A 17982-nucleotide genomic window follows, 5' to 3' on the forward strand; every position below is an offset into this window, starting at 1 on the left:
AACTCCGTACTGCGAATCTTCGCACGGTCGAGGGTCGGGTCGTTATCACGTCCTCGCAATGGGTGAGGTGCTTGAGATTGCCGGATCTGCGAGGCCGCCTGCTTACCGCGTCTCCTTGTGATTCTGGAGCGCCCGTAACGGGCGTTTGGGCGGCAGTCCGACGCGGCATGTTCTGGAGCGACAGGTGGTGGCGCCTTCACCGCTTGAACACGCGCCTGTTGTCATCGGGTGGTGGCGGCTGGTTTCGTCGGCCGATCTTCTGAACGGCACGGTCGATATGTGGTGTCCCCGACCAGCCACTCTGCAACCGCGAGGCGGACCGCCGCGCTGCGTATACCATGGTTGTAGTTTCAGGTGTGGGATTTGGTGCGCTGGCGGGGGACAGCGGGCACGATCCCCAGGGACCGAGGAGAGGCCATGGCGACACTGCCGACCCAGTTCATGAAGGCGAAGAGCAACGTCGAACCCGACAAGGCCGACAAGGACAACGCCGCAGATGCCCACGCCGACGTGCGCGAGCACCTCGAGTCTGACCCGACGCTGAAGGAGTACGGCATCGACACCGTCCTGATCGGCAGCTACAAGCGGCAGGTGTCGATCAAGCGCGTAAAGGACGTCGACGTGCTCTCCAAACTCCCCGACCTACCCGACGGCGAGGATGTCGAAGACCTCATGGACCATCTCATCAGGGTGCTCCGTGCTGCCTACGACGAGGAGGGGGCCGATCCTCGAGTCGAGCCCCAGGACAGCTCCATCAAGGTGAACTTCCCGGACTTCGACATGCATGTCGATGTGGTCCCCGCCCGGCCCGCGGGGGACTGCCTCGAGATTCCGGATCGCGAAGGTGGCTGGATGGAGACCAACCCCGAGGAGCTGACCTCTCTCAGCTCGGAGATGAACGTCCGGTACAACGACGACTACGTTCCCGTCGTCAAGCTGGTCCGCCAGGCCCGGCGCGCTCACCTCGGGAAGCGGCCGGGCGGGCTCTTCTTCGAGATCCTCGCCTACCACGCTTTCGACGAGGGCCTCGACGACTCGAGCCTCGCTGCCCTGTTCACCGGCGCCGTACGCTCCATCGCCACGCAGCTCGCTGATGTGGTCGCCGGCGGGGACGTCGACGACCCCACCCGACCTGGCGAGGTCGTCTCCGTCCGCGTGACCGACGCCCAGATGCAGACCGCCGCTATCACCTTCGCGGAGCTGGCCCAGAAGGCCGAGGCTGCCCTGGCGGACCCGGAGAACTGCCCGGCGGCGAAGGCGTACCGCGAGATCCTCGGCAAGAACGACGACGGGGACTGGGTGTTCGAGATGCCGGCAACGTGCAACGACGACGGAACCCCGAAGCAGGTGGCGCTAATCACCAAGGGTGATCGGCACGTTCCCGCAGGCGACAGCCGGTTCGCATGAGCGCCCTGGGCCTGTCGTTCGCTGCGGCGCGAGAGGCCGTCATCGACGGGCTCTGTTCTGCCGGTTTCAGCCTCCACGACGACGGTGCGACGCTGACCGGGGATATCGACATCGCTGGCACCGACGTCGAACACGAGATCACGTTGCCCGACGACTTTCCCGTGGCCATGCCGAAGGTGAGGACGCCGCTCGGAGAGGGAGGCCTGTCCTGGCATCGGGAGCCTGACGGCCACTTCTGCCTCTGGTCCGAGGATGAGGCGGCGCACCTGCCCTGGCTCGAGGCCGACACCCTCATCGACCGGGTCAAGTCGTGGCACGCGATGGACGCCCAGGGCTGGCCGGACGACCCACCAGATCTCGATCTCGAGCGGTACTGGCCCCGGCAGCTCGTGCTGGTCACCTACCCTGACCTCGACGAGCTGGTCGACCGGCGCTGCAAGGTGGTGAAGGGTCACAATGGCAGCTTCCAGCTCGTACCCGGGAAGGCGGCCCGGAAGAAGCGGTCCCGCGTTCGCGACTGGGCCGCCACGATCGTCGACGTAGGGGAGATCGAACGGCCGATTCACAACTTCGACGAGTTGGCCAACCTGATGAGCGCGGACGAGGCGCTCGCCTTGCGGACCGGTATCGAGGACGGGACGGACAAGTTCGTCGTGGTGCGCTACCAGCGCCATGGACATGAAGCTGTCCTCGTCCTCATCGCCTTCGACCGGAATCCACACGATCTGCGAGCGGCGGAAGCAGCCCATGACGGCGAGTCGACTTTGATGCTGCGGGCCGGCCTCGACGCGTCCGTCCTGGCCGATAAGCGCATCGCGATCGTGGGGGTCGGTGCGGTGGGCTGCCAGGTGGCCGAGATGCTCGTCCGGTCCGGCGCCGGCGAGCTCACGCTCGTCGATGGGGACCTCATCCGCCCGGGCAACTGCATCCGACACGTCGCCACCCTCGGCGACGTCGGTCGCCCGAAGGCCGACGCCGTGCGAGACCACCTTGTTCGCACGAACTTGGTCGATCCGGGCTGCGTCACCACAGATACGAATCCATTGCGCTCAGCGACACGGACCGAGGAGCTACTGGCCAGAAATGACCTCGTCCTCGATTGCACCGCCAACGGGCCGGCGTCCGCACTGCTCCTTACCGCCAGCCGGGTATTGGGCCGCCCGGTGGTCTCCGTGTGCCTCCAACGGAACGGCACCGTGGCCCGGGTCGACCGTAGCCCCCTGCGGGAGGGCGAGAAGCACGACGCCGCTGTCGAGCCGGGGGGCCCGGAGACGGATCTGCGCGAGGGAGGTTGCGGCGACCCGGTGTCCCCCACGCCCCCGTGGGCGTGCTCAGCGGCCGCAGCCCGGGCGGTAGCCATGGCAGCCGACCTGCTCTCGGGCCGAAATGCCTTGCCGCCCAGCGTCGTCGACACCCTCATCGTCTTCCCTTCTGACGGATCGAACGAACGGTGAAGGCCGAGCCCCGGACCATCGACATGACCGACACTGCCTGGGCCGAGGTCGCCCAGTGCGCCGGCGCGGATCCGAGGCGGGAGACGGGCGGAATCTTGCTCGGATGGCGACACCCCGGCGGGATCCATGTCGAGCGGGTACTCGAGATTCCTGACCGACAGGCTGGCCACACGTGGTACCGGCGCCGGCACGCCCCGGCCGAAGCAGCGCTGACTGCAGCTCTCGACCAACTCCCCGAGGACTGCGACCTCGGGTACGTGGGCGAATGGCACAGCCATCCTGCCCCCGTTGGCCCCAGCTTCTGCGACCGGCACGAGCTGCGGCGCATCTCGGGCAAAACCGCCCGCGAGGTCGCGCTTCTCGTCGCTGCACTCGACCCCGGCATGTCGACATGGGTCCCATTCGGGCTGACAGCGTACCGACGGCGCATGCGAGAGGCCGTGGTCGACATCGCTGCTCAGGGACAGGACGCGAAGGTGGATTCATGAGCCAGATTCCCGGGCGCAGCTCAAGCGGGGTACGAATTGCGGGCGACGACTATCAGCATCTCGTCACTTGGAACGAGGTCCTGAACGCCCTCGGCCAGAACAGCGACGTCATGACGATCACCGTCGAGGCGCCGGACGCTGGCAACGTCGACGATGTCGTCATCCGCCGGCGGTCCGGTTCGCACCGGTACATCCAGGTCAAACACGCCGTTGACGCCACAACACCCGTCGGCACCGACTGGCTCATGCACGCTCCGGGCGACTCTCGAAGCCTGTTGCAGAAGTTCCACCGAAGCTGGGTCGCTCTGTCTGGTGACGGGCGGCAACCGGAGCTCGTCCTGGTGACCGACCGCGAGATAGACCCTGTCGACCCGGTTATGCGACTTCTCGACCGGCGCAGCAGCCTACTGGTTCCCGACATTGGACGACCGGCCGCACGTGCCGGCCGAGAAGCATGGGCTGAGCATCTTGCGATCGACGAGACAGAGCTCGTCGCGTTCCTCGGCAGCCTCGAATTCCTAACCGGGCGGTACGGGCAGCTCGAGCTCGAGCGGGCCAGCACGCTCATGTGGGCCCATGGGCTCAACGACGACCAGGCAGCGTTCGACCGGGCCATGGCCTTCGTTCGCGAATGGGTGATGGAACGAGACCGCGAAGTCGATGTCGAGATGCTCCAAGATCAGGTCACCGACCGCATCGGCAAGCGGTCCGATCCGGGCGCCATCGTCGTCATTGAGGCCATCGATGACGACTCGCATCCCGACGACGCAGATCTCCATATCCGGTTCGTCGAACGGTACGACGGCGACGTCGCCGACCGACGCCGCCAGCTCCTCGACCCGACCGAATGGGCTCACATCAGCGCCGAACTCGAGGGAGCGGGCGAGCGCGTCCGGGATCAGGGTCATCGCCGGGTGCTGGTCCGGGGTGCGATGCGGCTCCCGGTGTGGTTCGGCGCCGGGGCTGCCTTCCGGCATGTTCACGGCTTCGAAGTCGCCGGAGAACAGGGCGGGTCGCTGTGGGCGAGCGACGACCTCCAGGGCATCGAGCACCAGCTGAACACCGAAGTGACCGCTGTTGGGCGGGGCGACGAGTTGGCCGTTGCCATCGGGCTGGCCGCCGACCCAGGGCCGGCTGTCCGCCGCTACCTCGAAGAGTCGGCTCTTCCTGTCAGCCGGCTGGCTGTGATGTGCCCTACGGGCGGAGTCCGCCCGAACGCTGTCGAGGGCAGCGCCGCAGCGGCATCGCTCGCGCTCTCCGCCATCAACGAAACCAGAGCGCTGCTCGAATCGGAACCTGCAGGGCGGATCCACCTGTTCCTGGCGACACCGGGGGTGTTCGCGATGCTCCTGGGTCACCGGTGGAATGGGATGCGAGAGACTGTCGTCCATGAGCACCTGGGCATCGGCCGCGGTTACGCACCCTCGATCGCCGTCCACTCATGACAGCAGCCGACAGCGTCGTACCTGGGACCCTCAGAAGCGATGGGATTGTCGGAGGCGTCCGAGGCATCGGAGAACGCTGCTGCGCAGGCGGGGTCGGCCACTGCGAAGATGAACGACGTCCCCAACCATGGTTTCCCGCGTAGGGGATGTTCTGTTCGTCCGTGCCCCAGCGGACCTTCTGGAACGCACGCGCATCGGCAGCAGCTCTTGCAGCGAGCCATACGCGGATATGGACAGATGCGAGCGCCGCGCGCCGGGAACGCGGCTGCGATAGTCGCGCAATAGTCGCGAACGCCGCAGATCTTGACGGATCGCACGACACCAGCCCGACGCCGCAACGCTATGAACAGCACCAACGAGACGACGCCACACGCGCCGGACACCCGTCGGCCTGCTTAAACCCCCCGGCTCCCCAGGGAGCGTGTGAGTTCGAATCTCACCCCGGGCACCGCTCGCAGCGAGTCCCCGCCGAAGCGAGGTGCGACGATTCCCGGCCGAAGCGGTCGCGCCCTATGGTTCACCGAGACGTCGCGGCCGACACGGTGCGGCATGCGAATGGGGGGCGGATCGAACGTGAACGACGCTGAAGCGGTGGAGTGGATCAAGCAAGACGCAACGGAGATGGCGGCGCTGCTGCGAGCCGCCGACCCCACGGTGACCGTCCCCACGTGTCCCGAGTGGACGGCCGCCGACCTCGGTTCTCACATCGCCGGCGGATTCGCCGGGTGGTACTGCTACAACGCCTCGACCCCGGCCGCCGAGTGGAGCCTCGAGGGCCTCATGGATGCGTTCGCAAGCGCAGGTGCCAACGTCGACGACCATCTCGGAAACGTCGAGTTGCTCGAGTCGTCGGTCGAGCGGTTTCTCGAGATCGTCACCGGCCCGGGACGGGAGCTGCCGACCTGGTGCTTCGGCGGCCGCGAGCCGGCCCACTGGTGGCTCAGACGAGCCGGCAGCGAACTGACCGTGCACCTCACGGACGCGGCCGCCGTCCACGGGCGTTGGTCGTCGACGTCTCCTGCGGACAGCTGCGAGGCGATCGACGAGGTGACCGGCGAGATCTTCTCGCGATTCCCCGCCATCCTGGCGACGATGGGCGCGATGCGCGGCGAAGACCCGGCGGAGGCTCCGGCGCTTCCGGTGGATCCGGTGGCGCTGGTTGCCTCGGACGGCGATCGGGCCTGGACCCTGCGCCGGGGCGAGGACGGCAACGCGATCCAGGAGAGGGCGGCGGCGAACGACGCCGCCGCCGTGGCGACCGCCACCAGTGCGGACCTTCTCGCCTGGCTCCACGGTCGCCCGACGCGGGCACCGCTCGATGTCGAGGGACCTCGGGAGCTGGTCGAGCAGTGGAACCTGCACGCGCGGGTGGCGAGCGCCGCCTCGTGAACGGTCGCGCCGCGCTTCCCGCCGATCGATGAGCACCACGCAGTACACCCGTGTCGGCGATGGGCGCGAGATCGCCTACCGGACGATCGTCGTCGCCGACGGCCCGGACTTCGTCTTCGTGCCGAGCGGCACGATGCCGATCGAGGTTCTCGAAGAGGACCCGATGATGGCCCGGTTCCTCCGCACCCTCGGGCGCTACGGGACGGTCCACGCCATCGAGCGGCCGGGAATCGGCGCCTCCGACCCCCTCGACCCGGACGTCGACTACAGCGACCAACTGATCGACGCGTGCGTCGCGATACTCGATGACCTCGAGGTCGGCGCGGCCTGGTTCGTCGGGGGTGTCGGCCACGGTGTCTCCTTCGTGCGGCTCAACGCCCGCCGCGCCGACCGACTCGCCGGCGCCGCCCTGATCAACCCCGTGCGGCACGCGGTCGAACGACACCGAGTCGACGAGGTCCTCGGCAGAGACGAGCAGAGTTTCGGCGACGTGATGCGGGCGCTGGCCCCGAGCCGGTGGGACGATCCCACCTACCAGGCGTGGTACGACCGGGCCGGACGCCTCGGCGCCTCGGCCGCGGCGGCGCGGGCGTTCTACGCAGCGGTCACGGCGAGCGGTGACGCGTATCTCCGCGATCCGGATGTCATCACCGAGGAACGACGCGTGCTGGTGATCCACCGGCAGGACAATCGCCGGGTCAGCGTCGAGGACGCCCAATGGTGGGTCGACCAGTTCCCCGGCGGTGAGCTGCTCCGAGTCGAGGGCGACGACCTGACCATCGAGGCACCGGACAGTGGCGCGCTGGCCGACGCGATCGGCACGTTCGCGACCGGCACCCGGCTCGCCCCGACCGAGGATCGTCCCCTGGTCGGTGTGCTCTTCGCCGATCTCGTGGGATCCACCGTTCGGGCGTCCGAAGCCGGCGACGCGTCATGGCGCGCCGTGCTCGACCGGTTCGAGTCGCGGGCGGCCACAGCCGTGGAGGAGCAGGGCGGGACCGTCATCAAACACACGGGCGACGGCATGCTCGCCACGTGCTCGACGGCGTCCCGTGCGTTGGAGGCCGCGACACAGGTGCGACGCATGGCCGCAGACCTCGGGCTCGAGGTGCGCATCGGCGTCCACGTCGGCGAGGTCGAGGTGCGAGGTGACGACATCGGTGGGATCGCCGTTCATCTCGCCGCCCGCGTCATGGATCGAGCCGGTGCCGGACAGATCGTCATGACCTCGACCGTCGTCCAATCGACGATCGGTGGCCGCTGGCAGGTCCGAGCCATCGGCGCCGCCGACCTCAAGGGCATCCCCGATGTCTGGGAGCTCTACGAGCTCATCTGATCACCGGCCGACGTCGATCGGCTCGGAGATCGGGTCGAACGTCATCGTCTCGAGGTTGTACTCGACGAGGACGAGCTGATCGCGGGCGTCGACCTTGTCCGAGCTGAGCGACGCGAACTGGTAGCCGGGGATGTCGAGGTCGGACAGGTTGTCGAGCGCCGCGACCCACGACTCGTTGGTCAGGTCCGGCCCGGCCGCCGTGGCGATCTGCACGAACAGCGAGACGGTGCGGCACACGCCGACCGAGCCGGAGAAGTAGTTCGGCTCGCCCTCGGGCAGCTGGCTCGTGGCAAGCACCTCGACGTCGAGCGCCTCCTCGACCGCGGTGATGCAGTCGACGAGATCCGGATCGTCGAAGGCGCCCACATCGGGACCATTGTTGTTGGTGATGATCCGGGTTCCCGGCTGGAGCCCCTCCGGCGTGATGCTCTGCCAGTCGGTGATCGCATCGCCGTTGCCGAGGATGTAGGTGAAGTCGGGAGCCTGCATGAAGAACTCCTGGTTGCGGAACTCGCCCTCCCCGAGCAGCACGATGGTGGACAGGCCCGCGTTGCGGGCCTGCTCGATCCAGATCCCGACATTGTTGGCCGTCGCGAACCGGTCGCCGGTGGTGGTGACGAAGTCCGTGAACGGCACGTCGACGCCGACGTCACGCAGCGCATCGGCCATGACGTCCACGAGCGGCGCCTCGTCCTCGTTGGACCCGATCACCATGATCGAGCCGAGTTCGTCGAGCACGCCGGCGTCCGACATGAGTGTCGCGATCGCTTCGTTGCGCCGGTCGAGGCTCATGTCGGTCGACACCCACAGGCCGCCGGCCCGCTCGGCCTGGTCGGACCGCGGCGCCGCGCCGATGACGATCGTGTCGTGCAGTTCGGGGAAGCACTCGTTGACGTCCCCCGCGCCCGGGCCGGCGAAGCCGCCGAGCACGGCGAACACATCCACGTCCTCGGTGAGTTTCACGCACACCTCGTCGGCCGACGTCGGCCCGACCGGCAGATACGACTCGTGGATGAGCTCGATCTCGCGGCCGAGCACCCCGCCCCGCTCGTTGTACATGGCGACGATCGCATCGGCGATGGGCCCGTTGCCCACGAAGGCGAGGTCGAGGTTGAACGTGTTGTTCAGCAGCTCGAAGTCGATGGCGGTGTAGCCGAGGGTGATCGTGTCGGCAGTGACCCCGCGGAAGGAGTCGGTGAGCTCGATCTCGGGCTCGTCGGATGCGCCGCCCGGCGCGGCAGTCGTCGTGGTGCCGCTGCCGTCGACCGTGGTGGTCGACGTGTCGCCCTCGGTGGCATCGACATCACTGTCGTCGCCGCAGGCCGCGGCGAGGAGGCCGAGACAGGCGAACAGGGCGAGCAGACGTCGACCGATCGGCATTGCGCTCTCCTCCTCCACGCGTGGGGCGTGGAGGAAGCAGAGTGGGTGGCGGCCGATCTGTCAATCTGCCTCCAGCCGTTCAGCCGGCGGGCTCGGCCGCCGCGTGCTCGTCGAGAAAGGCGACGCGCGCCGCGTCGTCGGCGAAGCCGACCACCGCCCACGCCTCGGTCTCGCCGGCCTGGCGCAGGCTCTCGACCCGGTGGTTGCCGTCCTTCAGGACGAGCTGGGGCGGTTCGTACACGACGACGACCGGCGGCGGCTCCCAACCCTCCTCCACCTTGTCGCGCATGTCGTAGACGCTGTCGCGCCACTCGTCCTCGTCGACGGCGACGAGCGTCGGGGCGTCCTCGGGGCCGGCGAGCCGGTGGAGCTCGTCGAGCGGCAGTTGCACCGGGCCTCCCCACACCAGCCCCTCCTGCTCGAGCAGCTCGGCGAGGTCGGCGTTGTCGCTGCCGGGACTGGCGAGGAAGTCGCTCACCCACCGATCGAGGTCCTCGGCGCGGGCGGCCGCTCGGGCGGTCGCGAGGCTGTAGTCGTGCTCGTCAGTGGTCATGGATGCTCTCCGGGGGATCGGTCGCCGGGATCGCGTCGATCCCGTCGAGGTGGGTGGTTTCGTTGAAGCTGTGCAGGGTCCACGCCCCGGACGAGGGGTCGTGCTCCCAGCGGGTCAGCCCGGTGTTGCTCGGACGGAGCTGGGCGCCGGTGGCGGAGTGTGCGAACGGGAGCAGGACCCGCAGCGACGCCATGATCACGCCGGCGTGGCAGACGGCCACGACGCGCTCGTGCGGGTAGGTCGCCGCGAGGCGATCGAGGAGGCGGCGGACCCGGTCGTGGAAGCTGTTCCAGCTCTCGCCCTGCGGAGCGAAGAGGCGGTCCGGCTCGAGGGTCATGTCGACCGGGCCGTAGCGCTCGGTGTAGATCGCCCAGTCGAGGCCGTCGGCCTCGCCGGTGTGCACCTCGCAGAGCTCACAGTCGTGGTCGGCGACGTCGACGCCGAGGGCCGGCGCGATGATCTCGGCGGTCTCGATCGCCCGCGGCAGCACGCTGGCGAGGAGCACGTCGGCGGTGACATGTCCGCGGGCCTCGATGTCGTCGCGCAGGGCCGCGGCCTGGTGGCGACCGATCTCGGTCAGCCCCCGGCAGCCCTTGGGGCCGGCGATGATGCCGTGGAGCCCCGCGAAGGCATCGCCATGGCGGATCAGCGTGAGCTGCACGGGCGCCTCGCGGGATTGGACATGACGGGCGTGTACCCGTTTCGCGTCGGGGCGAAACCCCGGGGTCGGCGTTTCGTCCCTCGGCGGAGCGGGTACGTCCTCGACACTGCCGAAAAAAGGAGACGACGATGCCGACCGGACGCGCGGGGGTGCCGGCCTCGACCGATGGACCGGCGACCGCCGAGTCACACCCGTCGCGCATGTGGCCGGTCCCCGCCTGGCTTGCGCGGGCCGCCGGTTGGATCTGGCGCCTTCTCCTGCTCGCCGCCGCCCTCTACGTCCTGCTCTGGACGCTGGGGCGCCTTCGTGTCGTGCTCGTGCCGGTGCTCGTCGCCCTGCTCCTGGCGGCGTTGGCCTCGCCGGTCAGCGAATGGATCGCCCGGCGCGGCGTGCCCCGGATCGTCGGCGCCTGGATCGTCCTCGTCACGTTCGTCGCGCTGGTCGGTGCCGTGGTCTGGATGACGGTCGTCGGTGTCGGCAACCAACTCGGCGACGACGAACAGTGGGCCGATGTGCGAAGTGAGGTGCGCACCTGGTTGAGTGACGGTCCGCTCGGCCTCGACCGCGACGAGATCGACGACCTCGAGGACCGCGTCGTCGGCAGTGTCCGCGATGGGTTCACGACCCTCGACACCGGGCGAGTCCGCCTCGTCGTCGAGATGACCACCGGTGCCCTCCTGGCCGTCGTGCTGTTCTTCTTCTTCGTGAAGGACGGCCCCTCGATGTGGGGTTGGGTCGTCGGCCGGTTCCGCGACGACCGGCGGGGGGTGGTGGATCGTGCCGGACGGAAGGCGTTCAGCGCGTTGGCTGCGTACATGCGCGGTGTGGCGTTCACGGGCATCGTCGACGCCCTCGCCATCGGCCTGGCCCTCTGGATCATCGGCGTGCCGCTGGTGGTGCCGCTCGCGATCCTGACGTTCTTCGGCGCGTTCTTCCCGATCGTCGGGGCGACCGTCGTCGGTGCCCTCGCCACGCTCGTCGCCCTCGTCGTGAACGGACCCACCGATGCGCTACTGGTCGCCGGCGTGACACTCGCCGTCCAACAGATCGAGGGCGACGTCATCATGCCCCTGGTGATGCGGCGTCAGGTGAGCCTGCATCCCGCGGTGGTGCTCGTCGCCCTCGCGGCGGGCGGCGCGCTGGCCGGGATCATGGGTGCGTTCGTCGCCGTGCCGATCACGGCGATGGCCGTCGCCGGAGGCCGCGCCCTGCGCGAACCCCCGAGCGACGACCCCTGACCTCGGTTCAGGCGGCGACGGCCAGCAGCTGCTGACACGCCATCTCGCACCGGCGGCAGGCGTCGGCACAGACGAGGCAGTGCTTCATGCGATCGTGCGTCTCGCACTCGGTCGCGCAGGCGACGCAGGCGCGAACGCAGGTCTCCACGAGTCGCCGCCACACGTCGCCGTTCGGCGCGGGGCGGCTGAGGATCTGGGCCGTCGCGGTGCAGATCGTCGCACAGTCGAGATCCAGGCGGATGCACTGGCGCATCGCCGCGACGTCGTCCTCGGCGAGGCAGGCGTCAGCGCACATCGTGGCCACCGCGGCCGCTTCCAGACAGGCCTCGACGGCCCGGGCGAGCTCGACGGTGTCGAACGTGTCGAGGCTCGGATGGTTGGTGAGTTGATCGGTGATGACCGTCACGGGGGCTCCTTCGTTGCGCCCGCGACGAATTCACGGGACTGGGGAGAGCGTTCCCGATCGTGCGTTGCCCGAAACGTCGTGCGATTAGGGTCTGACGCCATGGCCGACTCCGGAGACCGTGAGGCGAAGCGCCGCGCCCGCCTCGAAACCCTGCTCGACCCCGCCGTGACGGCGGTGGTCACGATGGAGCTCCAGAACGGCGTGGTCGGCGAGCAGGCCCTGCTGCCCGCTCTTGTCGACGCCGTCCGCGACGGGGGCACGATCGAGGCGGCGGCCGCGGTGTGTCGCGCCGGTCGCGCGGTCGGGGCGCGGGTGGTCCACTGCACCGCGGAGCAACGGGCCGACGGCGCCGGGGCCACCGAGAACTGCACGATCTTCGCGATGAACGAGCGCAACCGGCGCCAGGGCGTGATGCCCCTCGAGGTCGGGACGATCGGCGCTCAGGTGGTGGACGAGCTCGGACCGGAGGAGACCGACATCGTCGTCTCCCGAATCCACGGCATGACGCCGTTCACGTCGACGTCGCTCGACCAGATCCTCCGCAACCTCGGCGTCACGACGATCGTTGCGGTCGGCGTCTCGGTCAACCTCGGCATCATCGGTCTGTGTCTCAACGCGGTCGACCTCGGCTACCAGGTCGTGCTGCCCCGCGACGCGGTGGCCGGCGTGCCTGCGGACTACGCCGACGCGATGATCGACAACTCGTTGGCGACGATCACCACGCTCACCACGTCCGCCGAGGTCGCGGCTAACTGGTCCTGAACGGCGGGTAGCGTCGCCGAATGACCGCGATCACCCGACGGACCTTCATCGCCGCTGCCGGAGCCGCTGCGCTCGCCGCTGCATGCAGCGACGACGGCGCGAGCGATGCGGCTCCGGACGCGACGTCGACGTCGACCTCGCCGGCGCCATCGTCCACCACCGCGACGGACTCCACGACGACGACCACCGCGGCGTCCGTGCCCGACCCTGCAGCGGCTGAGCCGACGGCACTCACCGTCGCGGACTTCGCAGGCCTCGGCACCTGCGTCCTGCTGCCCGCGGCCGGCGCTGGTCCGTTCGGGCTGGAGGAGCAGTTCGTCCGCCGTGACATCACGGAGGGCTACCCGGGTCACGCCCTGCGGCTCGGCATCCGGGTGCTCGATGCCGATTGTCTGGCCGTGCCCGGCGCCGCGGTGGAGATCTGGCACACCGACGCCAGCGGTGACTACTCCGCGTTCGAGGACAACGGCAACGGCAAGGACGAGGCGGCCGGCACCACGTTCCTGCGGGGCACCCAGATCGCCGACGAGGACGGCATCGTCGAGTTCCACACCATCTATCCGGGCTGGTACCCGGGGCGTACGGTCCACATCCATGTGCGGGTCCGGGTCGACGAGTCGCTCGTCCTGACCAGCCAGCTCTACCTCGACGACGCGTACACCGCGCAGGTGTTCACGGAGCCGGCCTACGCCGACAACGGGCAGCCTGACACGACGAACGCAACCGACGGCCTGGCCGGCGACGTCGCCACCGACGCGACGCTGGTCGCGCTGACCGCGGAGGGGGACGGCACCCTCGGGCTGATCAACGTCGCCGTCGCCGCGTGATGCCCGTGAAGCGCTGGACCCACGGCGACACGCTCGTCCGGCGGGAGGTCCTCGGCTACGAGCCGACCGGCACCGTGTCGACCGACCACTGGTGGTACGAGCGTTCGTGGCTCGACATGCCGGTGCGGGTGGTGGAGGACAGCGACGAGGCGCTGGCCCTGTACATCCCGCGGGGACAGTGGTTCGACTTTCCGGCCGGTGACTGGCCCGCGGTCGGCGGCGTTCACCCGTGGCACGGGCGGGGCGGCTGGGAGGGCAACGGGTGCCTCATGGTGCAGGTCCCTGGTGAGCACGTCGCGGTCTGGCACTTCTGGGAGGGCGCCGATCGCCGGTTCGCCGCCTGGTATCTCAACATCCAGACCGCGTTCCGGCGGACGCCGGAGGGCGTCGACACGCAGGATCTCGAACTCGACCTGATCGTGTTCGACGACACGACCTGGCAGATGAAGGACTGGGATCTGGTCGACGAGAAGGTCCGCTGGGAAATCCTCACCCCAGAGGCCGCGGCCTGGGTGCGCGACTACGGCACCGCGCTCGGCCGCCGTCTCGACGAGGAGGGGATCTGGTGGGACCGGTCGTGGGCCGACTGGGCGCCGCCGGCCGGCTGGGACGACGCGCCGTAGGGCGGTGCGGCCGCCCCGCCGCGGGCGCCTCGACTCAGACCCGCTCGATGATGATGGCGGGGGCCATGCCGCCGCCGGCGCACATCGTGATGAGGCCGACCTGCTTGTCGGTGCGCTGCGGGCACCGACGTAGCTCTGGACCACGTCCGTCCCGGCGGTGACTTCGAGGTCGTAGAGGAACGGATTGTCGGGCGTCCACCGCCGCAGGTCGGGGACGACGATCGCAAGGCGCGCCGTACCGTCGACGACAGTGCCTTGTCCGACGGCGCTCTCCCGGTCGCCGTCCTCCACGCGGACCGTGAGTGGCGTGGTCGGACCGGGCCCGGACACAGCGACCGAGAAGGTCAACGTCGAAGATGCGAGATCAGTGGTCGCGACGATCGACTCGACCGTGGTCGCCGGGACGGGCTCGAGCCACACGGTCTGCCACACGCCCGCGATCGCGGGGTACCAGATGGCCAGCGGCAGCAACGACTGCTTGCCGAGGGGCTGGGCGCCTTCGTCGGTCGGATCGAGGATGCCGAGCACGATCTCCTGCTCGCCGCTCTCGCTGAGCGCGTCGGTGATGTCGACCCACCACGGTTCATGGGCGCCCCGATGGCGGCCGACCTCGATCCCGTTGCACCAGACCGTGCAGTCCCAGTCGACGCGCCGAAGTGAAGGCGGAGTCGGTCGTCGCCGATCGCTGCAGGGTCGAGGGTGAATGTCCGTCGCATCCAGGCGCGTTCGGTCGGCTGGAGCGTGTGTTCCACGCCGCTCAGCTGGGAGCCGATCGGATAGGGGACGAGGATGGATTGGTCGTAGGTCGACGGCTTCGCTTCCTCTGCAGGACGGATCGCGAGGTCCCAACGGCCGTTGAGGTTCGTCCACGTGTCGCGCCGTAGCTGCGGGCGTGGGTACTCGGGCCACGGGGCGTTGGGGTCGACGTCGGCGGAGAAGCGGGAGCGGCGATCAGACACGCGGCGACGGTACTGGATCGCCGGGCCGAGCTCTCCGACCGGTGCACGCGCTCAACCGCGAACGTGCGCGACCGTTGCGTTCCAACCCGGAGACTTGCTGAGCCTCGACTCGATCTCGACAAACCGTTGGCGCAGCCTCCGCTCGCCCCACCAGCGCACGGGATGACGTAGAGGCCGCCAAGCCCAGAGCGCGGCGCGGATGCCAAGGCTCGTCGGTGGGCCGGATCCCTTCACCCGGATGTCGATGTGGGACGTGACTCGAACGTCCACCTTCACATCGAGGACGTGAAACGGCAGATCGGGACCGCGGAGGTCATCGAGCTCGACGATCAGCCGGCGGTCGCGGAAACGGACGGTCACTTGGTCGACCGTCTGCGGAAGGTTCGTCTCCGTGGTCTCGACGCGGAGGGCGCCGGTGACGGAGCGGGGTTCGACCGTGCCGATCCAGGCGCGGGATCCGTCCGGCGGGTGGGACACGGTCTGGATGTGCCAGGTGGGTGTCGTGAACGGTCCGTCGCGGAGCTCCGCGGTGAACGCACTTTCGGGTGTCGCCGGCGAGTCGCCGCTCGCGGGCTTCGCTGCGTTCGATGCCACCACGCCGGTCCAGGGATCGGCGATCGATCGCCGAGTGAAGGTGAGATGGCCGCCATCGTCGTCGATCCGCATCTCGCGAGGAGACACTTCCTCGACCTCGCCCCGCATCCCGGGAAGGCCGCGATCGATCATCTCGCGCAGCGACGGCTGCTCGGGACTCGTCGGACGGCTGGCTTCGTCCACCGCAGCGATCAGGCTCACCCACGCCGGCTCCGGCCCGCCCAGAATCCAGTCGATGAGATCCTGCGGTGCCGCTGGCGCCAGCGCGAAGAGCCACTCGGCGACGTCGCCGTACTCATCTGCCAGAGAGGTGGCCAGCCGGAGACGTGCCCGAAACCGGGCCACTGACCCGTCAGACCCGCTCGATGATGATGGCGGGGGCCATGCCGCCGCCGGCGCACATCGTGATGAGGCCGACCTGCTTGTCGGTGCGCTCGAGCTCGTCGAGCACGGTGCCGATCAGGATCGCCCCGGTCGCCCCGATCGGATGGCCGAGGGCCATGGCGCCACCGTTGACGTTGACCTTGTCGCGGTCGAGGTCGAGGTCACGCTGGAACTTCTCGGACACGACGGCGAACGCCTCGTTGACTTCGAACAGGTCGATGTCGTCGAGGGTCATGCCCGCGCGCTTGAGGACCTTGTGGGCCGCGGGGACCGGCGCGTTGAGCATCAGGGTCGGGTCGTCGCCCATGTTGGTGGTGGCGACGACGCGGGCCCGCGGCGTGAGGCCGTGGGCCTTGGCGTAGTCCTGACCCGCGATCAGGATCGCAGCCGCGCCGTCGACGACGCCCGACGAGTTGCCGGCGTGGTGCACGTGCTGGATGTCGAGGTCCGGGTACTTCTGGTTGATCAGCTCGCGGAACGTGGGGTTGTCCTCGTGGCGGTAGTCGGCCACCGCGGGGAAGCTCGGCGCCAGCTGGGCGAGCGTCTCCATGGTCGTTTCCGGGCGGGGGAACTCCTCGTGGTCGAGGGCGACGGAGCCGTCGAGGTTCAGCACCGGCACGAGGCTCTTGTCGAAGCGGCCCTCCTCGATCGCGATGTTGGCCCGGCGCTGGGTCTCGACCGCGAGCGCGTCGAGCGCCTCGCGGGGAATGCCTTCGAGCGTGGCGATGGCATCAGCGCACACGCCCTGGTGCGACTGCGGGTGGAGTTCGCGCAGGTGCATGTTGTTCGCGCCCATCGGCAGCAGGCCCTTCTTGGGCAGTGACATCATCTCGGTGCCGCCGGCGACCACGAGGTCCTCCATGCCCGCCATCACGGCATTGGCCGCGAAGTTCGTGGCGGTGATGCCGGAGCCGCAGAAGCGGTCGAGGGTGACGCCGGACGCGGTCACGTCGTAGCCGGCATCGAGCGCTGCCATCCGGCCGAGGTCGCCGGACTGCTCGCTCACCTGGGAGCTGGTGCCCCACACGACGTCGTCCACGTCGGCGGTGTCGAAGCCGTTGCGGTCACGCAGCGCTTCGAGCACGGTGCGCCCGAGGTGCTGCGGGTGGAGGTGGGCGAGGCCGCCCTTCCCCTGCTTGCCGACCCCACGGGGGGTCCGGCAGGCATCGATGATGTAGGCGTCGGGCATGGGTGCTCCTGGTTCTTCTGATCGAGTGGGTTGCGAGGTGAAGCGGGGGTCAGACCCCAGTTGAAGCGCGGGTTAGTCGATTCCTTCGAAATTCGGGGGGCGCTTCTCGGCGAAGGCGGTCATGGCTTCGATGTTGGCGGGGGCGCCCATGAGGACGGCGAACTCGGCGTTCTCGCGCTCGTGGGCCTCGTGCATGGCGGCGCGCATGGGTTCCACGATGGTGCGCTTCGTGGCGACGAGCGAACTGATCGGGCGGGACGCGAGCAGACGGGCGTGTTCCATCGTGACGTCCATCAGATCGTCCGGTTCGCAGACGGCGAAGGCCAGGCCCATGTCCTTGCACTGGTCGGCGCTCAGCCATTCGCTGCTCATCAGCGCCCAGGTGGCGTTCTGACGGCCGATCAGCGCGGGGAACGTGGCGGAGCTGGCCAGCTCGGGCGCCACGCCCAGTGTGGTGAACGGGCACTTGAGACGGGCCTCGGTCGACATGAAGACCAGGTCCGCGACGCCGAGGATCGTCGCCCCGAAACCGAGGCCCATCCCGTTGACCGCGAGGATCAACGGCTTGGGGAAGTCGATCAGGATGCGGGTGAGCCCGGCGAAGCCATGGGTCGACTCGATGGTCTCGCCCATGGCCAGGCGACCCATCTCGATCACGTCCTGGCCCGCGGAGAACGAGTCGCCTGAGCCGGTGAACACGACGACGGCGACCGACGGGTCCGACTCGGCGGCGAGCAGCGCTTCCGCGGCGCCGTCCCACATGGCGATGTTCATCGCGTTCTTGGCCTCGGGCCGCTGCAGGGTGATGGTGCGGACCCGGCCGTCGTTGCTCACGTCGATCATTGATCCGAGCCTACGAGAGTCGCCGCCGATCGCTGAATCCGGCC

Annotated in this window: 17 protein-coding genes; 10 read left to right on the forward strand and 7 right to left on the reverse strand. The window is 69.0% G+C overall.

Annotated elements, in window-relative coordinates; all coding sequences use genetic code 11:
• Window positions 1–417 precede the first annotated feature (417 nt).
• The 6 genes from R8F63_03985 (at window position 418) to R8F63_04010 (ending at window position 7519) form a co-directional block, all read left to right on the forward strand.
• Complete coding sequence (locus tag R8F63_03985; protein ID MDW3217751.1) at window positions 418–1407, forward strand: hypothetical protein; 990 nt, start codon at window positions 418–420, stop codon at window positions 1405–1407.
• Window positions 1404–2861, forward strand: coding sequence for a ThiF family adenylyltransferase (locus R8F63_03990; GenBank protein MDW3217752.1), 1458 nt, complete (start codon window positions 1404–1406; stop codon window positions 2859–2861). Before R8F63_03985 ends, R8F63_03990 begins: the two co-directional genes overlap by 4 nt.
• A complete protein-coding gene (locus tag R8F63_03995) occupies window positions 2858–3349 on the forward strand; it encodes a Mov34/MPN/PAD-1 family protein (protein ID MDW3217753.1) in 492 nt (163 codons plus the stop codon). The genes R8F63_03990 and R8F63_03995 overlap by 4 nt, the downstream gene beginning before the upstream one ends.
• On the forward strand, window positions 3346–4794 hold the full coding sequence (locus tag R8F63_04000) for an SAVED domain-containing protein (protein MDW3217754.1): 1449 nt from the start codon (window positions 3346–3348) through the stop codon (window positions 4792–4794). The genes R8F63_03995 and R8F63_04000 overlap by 4 nt, the downstream gene beginning before the upstream one ends.
• A 573-nt stretch (window positions 4795–5367) precedes the next feature.
• Window positions 5368–6183: a maleylpyruvate isomerase N-terminal domain-containing protein gene (locus R8F63_04005; protein MDW3217755.1), complete on the forward strand. Its 816-nt coding sequence runs from the start codon at window positions 5368–5370 to the stop codon at window positions 6181–6183.
• Between the two features lie 28 nt (window positions 6184–6211).
• On the forward strand, window positions 6212–7519 hold the full coding sequence (locus tag R8F63_04010) for an adenylate/guanylate cyclase domain-containing protein (GenBank protein ID MDW3217756.1): 1308 nt from the start codon (window positions 6212–6214) through the stop codon (window positions 7517–7519).
• Here the strand turns inward: R8F63_04010 and R8F63_04015 are convergent, their stop codons facing one another.
• The 3 genes from R8F63_04015 to R8F63_04025 form a co-directional block, all read right to left on the reverse strand.
• Window positions 7520–8899, reverse strand: coding sequence for a hypothetical protein (locus R8F63_04015; GenBank protein ID MDW3217757.1), 1380 nt, complete (start codon window positions 8897–8899; stop codon window positions 7520–7522). It lies immediately after the preceding gene.
• A 79-nt stretch (window positions 8900–8978) separates the two neighbouring features.
• Window positions 8979–9452, reverse strand: coding sequence for a hypothetical protein (locus R8F63_04020; protein MDW3217758.1), 474 nt, complete (start codon window positions 9450–9452; stop codon window positions 8979–8981).
• The gene (locus R8F63_04025; GenBank protein ID MDW3217759.1) at window positions 9442–10113 is read right to left on the reverse strand and encodes a histidine phosphatase family protein; all 672 of its coding nucleotides are present in this window, start codon (window positions 10111–10113) and stop codon (window positions 9442–9444) included. The genes R8F63_04020 and R8F63_04025 overlap by 11 nt, the downstream gene beginning before the upstream one ends.
• Before the next feature lie 128 nt (window positions 10114–10241).
• Here R8F63_04025 and R8F63_04030 point away from each other — a divergent pair, with 128 nt between their 5' ends.
• Window positions 10242–11351, forward strand: a complete 1110-nt coding sequence (locus R8F63_04030) for an AI-2E family transporter (GenBank protein ID MDW3217760.1) — start codon at window positions 10242–10244, stop codon at window positions 11349–11351.
• 7 nt (window positions 11352–11358) lie between these two features.
• Here R8F63_04030 and R8F63_04035 read toward each other — a convergent pair whose 3' ends face one another.
• Window positions 11359–11757, reverse strand: a complete 399-nt coding sequence (locus R8F63_04035; protein ID MDW3217761.1) for a four-helix bundle copper-binding protein — start codon at window positions 11755–11757, stop codon at window positions 11359–11361.
• Window positions 11758–11856: 99 nt separating this feature from the next.
• On the opposite strand from R8F63_04035, the gene R8F63_04040 reads away from it, so the two are divergent.
• From R8F63_04040 to R8F63_04050, 3 genes are read left to right on the forward strand one after another with little or no spacing between them, the layout of a single operon-like run.
• Entirely contained in the window at window positions 11857–12519 is a 663-nt protein-coding gene (locus tag R8F63_04040; protein ID MDW3217762.1) for a cysteine hydrolase, read from the forward strand.
• 20 nt (window positions 12520–12539) lie between these two features.
• Entirely contained in the window at window positions 12540–13346 is an 807-nt protein-coding gene (locus R8F63_04045) for a hypothetical protein (GenBank protein MDW3217763.1), read from the forward strand.
• 5 nt (window positions 13347–13351) lie between these two features.
• A complete protein-coding gene (locus tag R8F63_04050) occupies window positions 13352–13969 on the forward strand; it encodes a DUF402 domain-containing protein (protein ID MDW3217764.1) in 618 nt (205 codons plus the stop codon).
• A gap of 1010 nt (window positions 13970–14979) precedes the next feature.
• Here R8F63_04050 and R8F63_04055 read toward each other — a convergent pair.
• The 3 genes from R8F63_04055 to R8F63_04065 form a co-directional block, all read right to left on the reverse strand.
• Window positions 14980–15867 (reverse strand): hypothetical protein, encoded by an 888-nt coding sequence (locus tag R8F63_04055; GenBank protein MDW3217765.1) that lies wholly within the window; start codon window positions 15865–15867, stop codon window positions 14980–14982.
• Between the two features lie 7 nt (window positions 15868–15874).
• Complete coding sequence (locus R8F63_04060) at window positions 15875–17095, reverse strand: acetyl-CoA C-acetyltransferase (GenBank protein ID MDW3217766.1); 1221 nt, start codon at window positions 17093–17095, stop codon at window positions 15875–15877.
• A gap of 72 nt (window positions 17096–17167) precedes the next feature.
• Complete coding sequence (locus R8F63_04065) at window positions 17168–17938, reverse strand: enoyl-CoA hydratase-related protein (GenBank protein MDW3217767.1); 771 nt, start codon at window positions 17936–17938, stop codon at window positions 17168–17170.
• Window positions 17939–17982 lie beyond the last annotated feature (44 nt).

Source organism: Acidimicrobiales bacterium, assembly GCA_033344915.1.
Taxonomy (GTDB): domain Bacteria; phylum Actinomycetota; class Acidimicrobiia; order Acidimicrobiales; family Aldehydirespiratoraceae; genus JAJRXC01.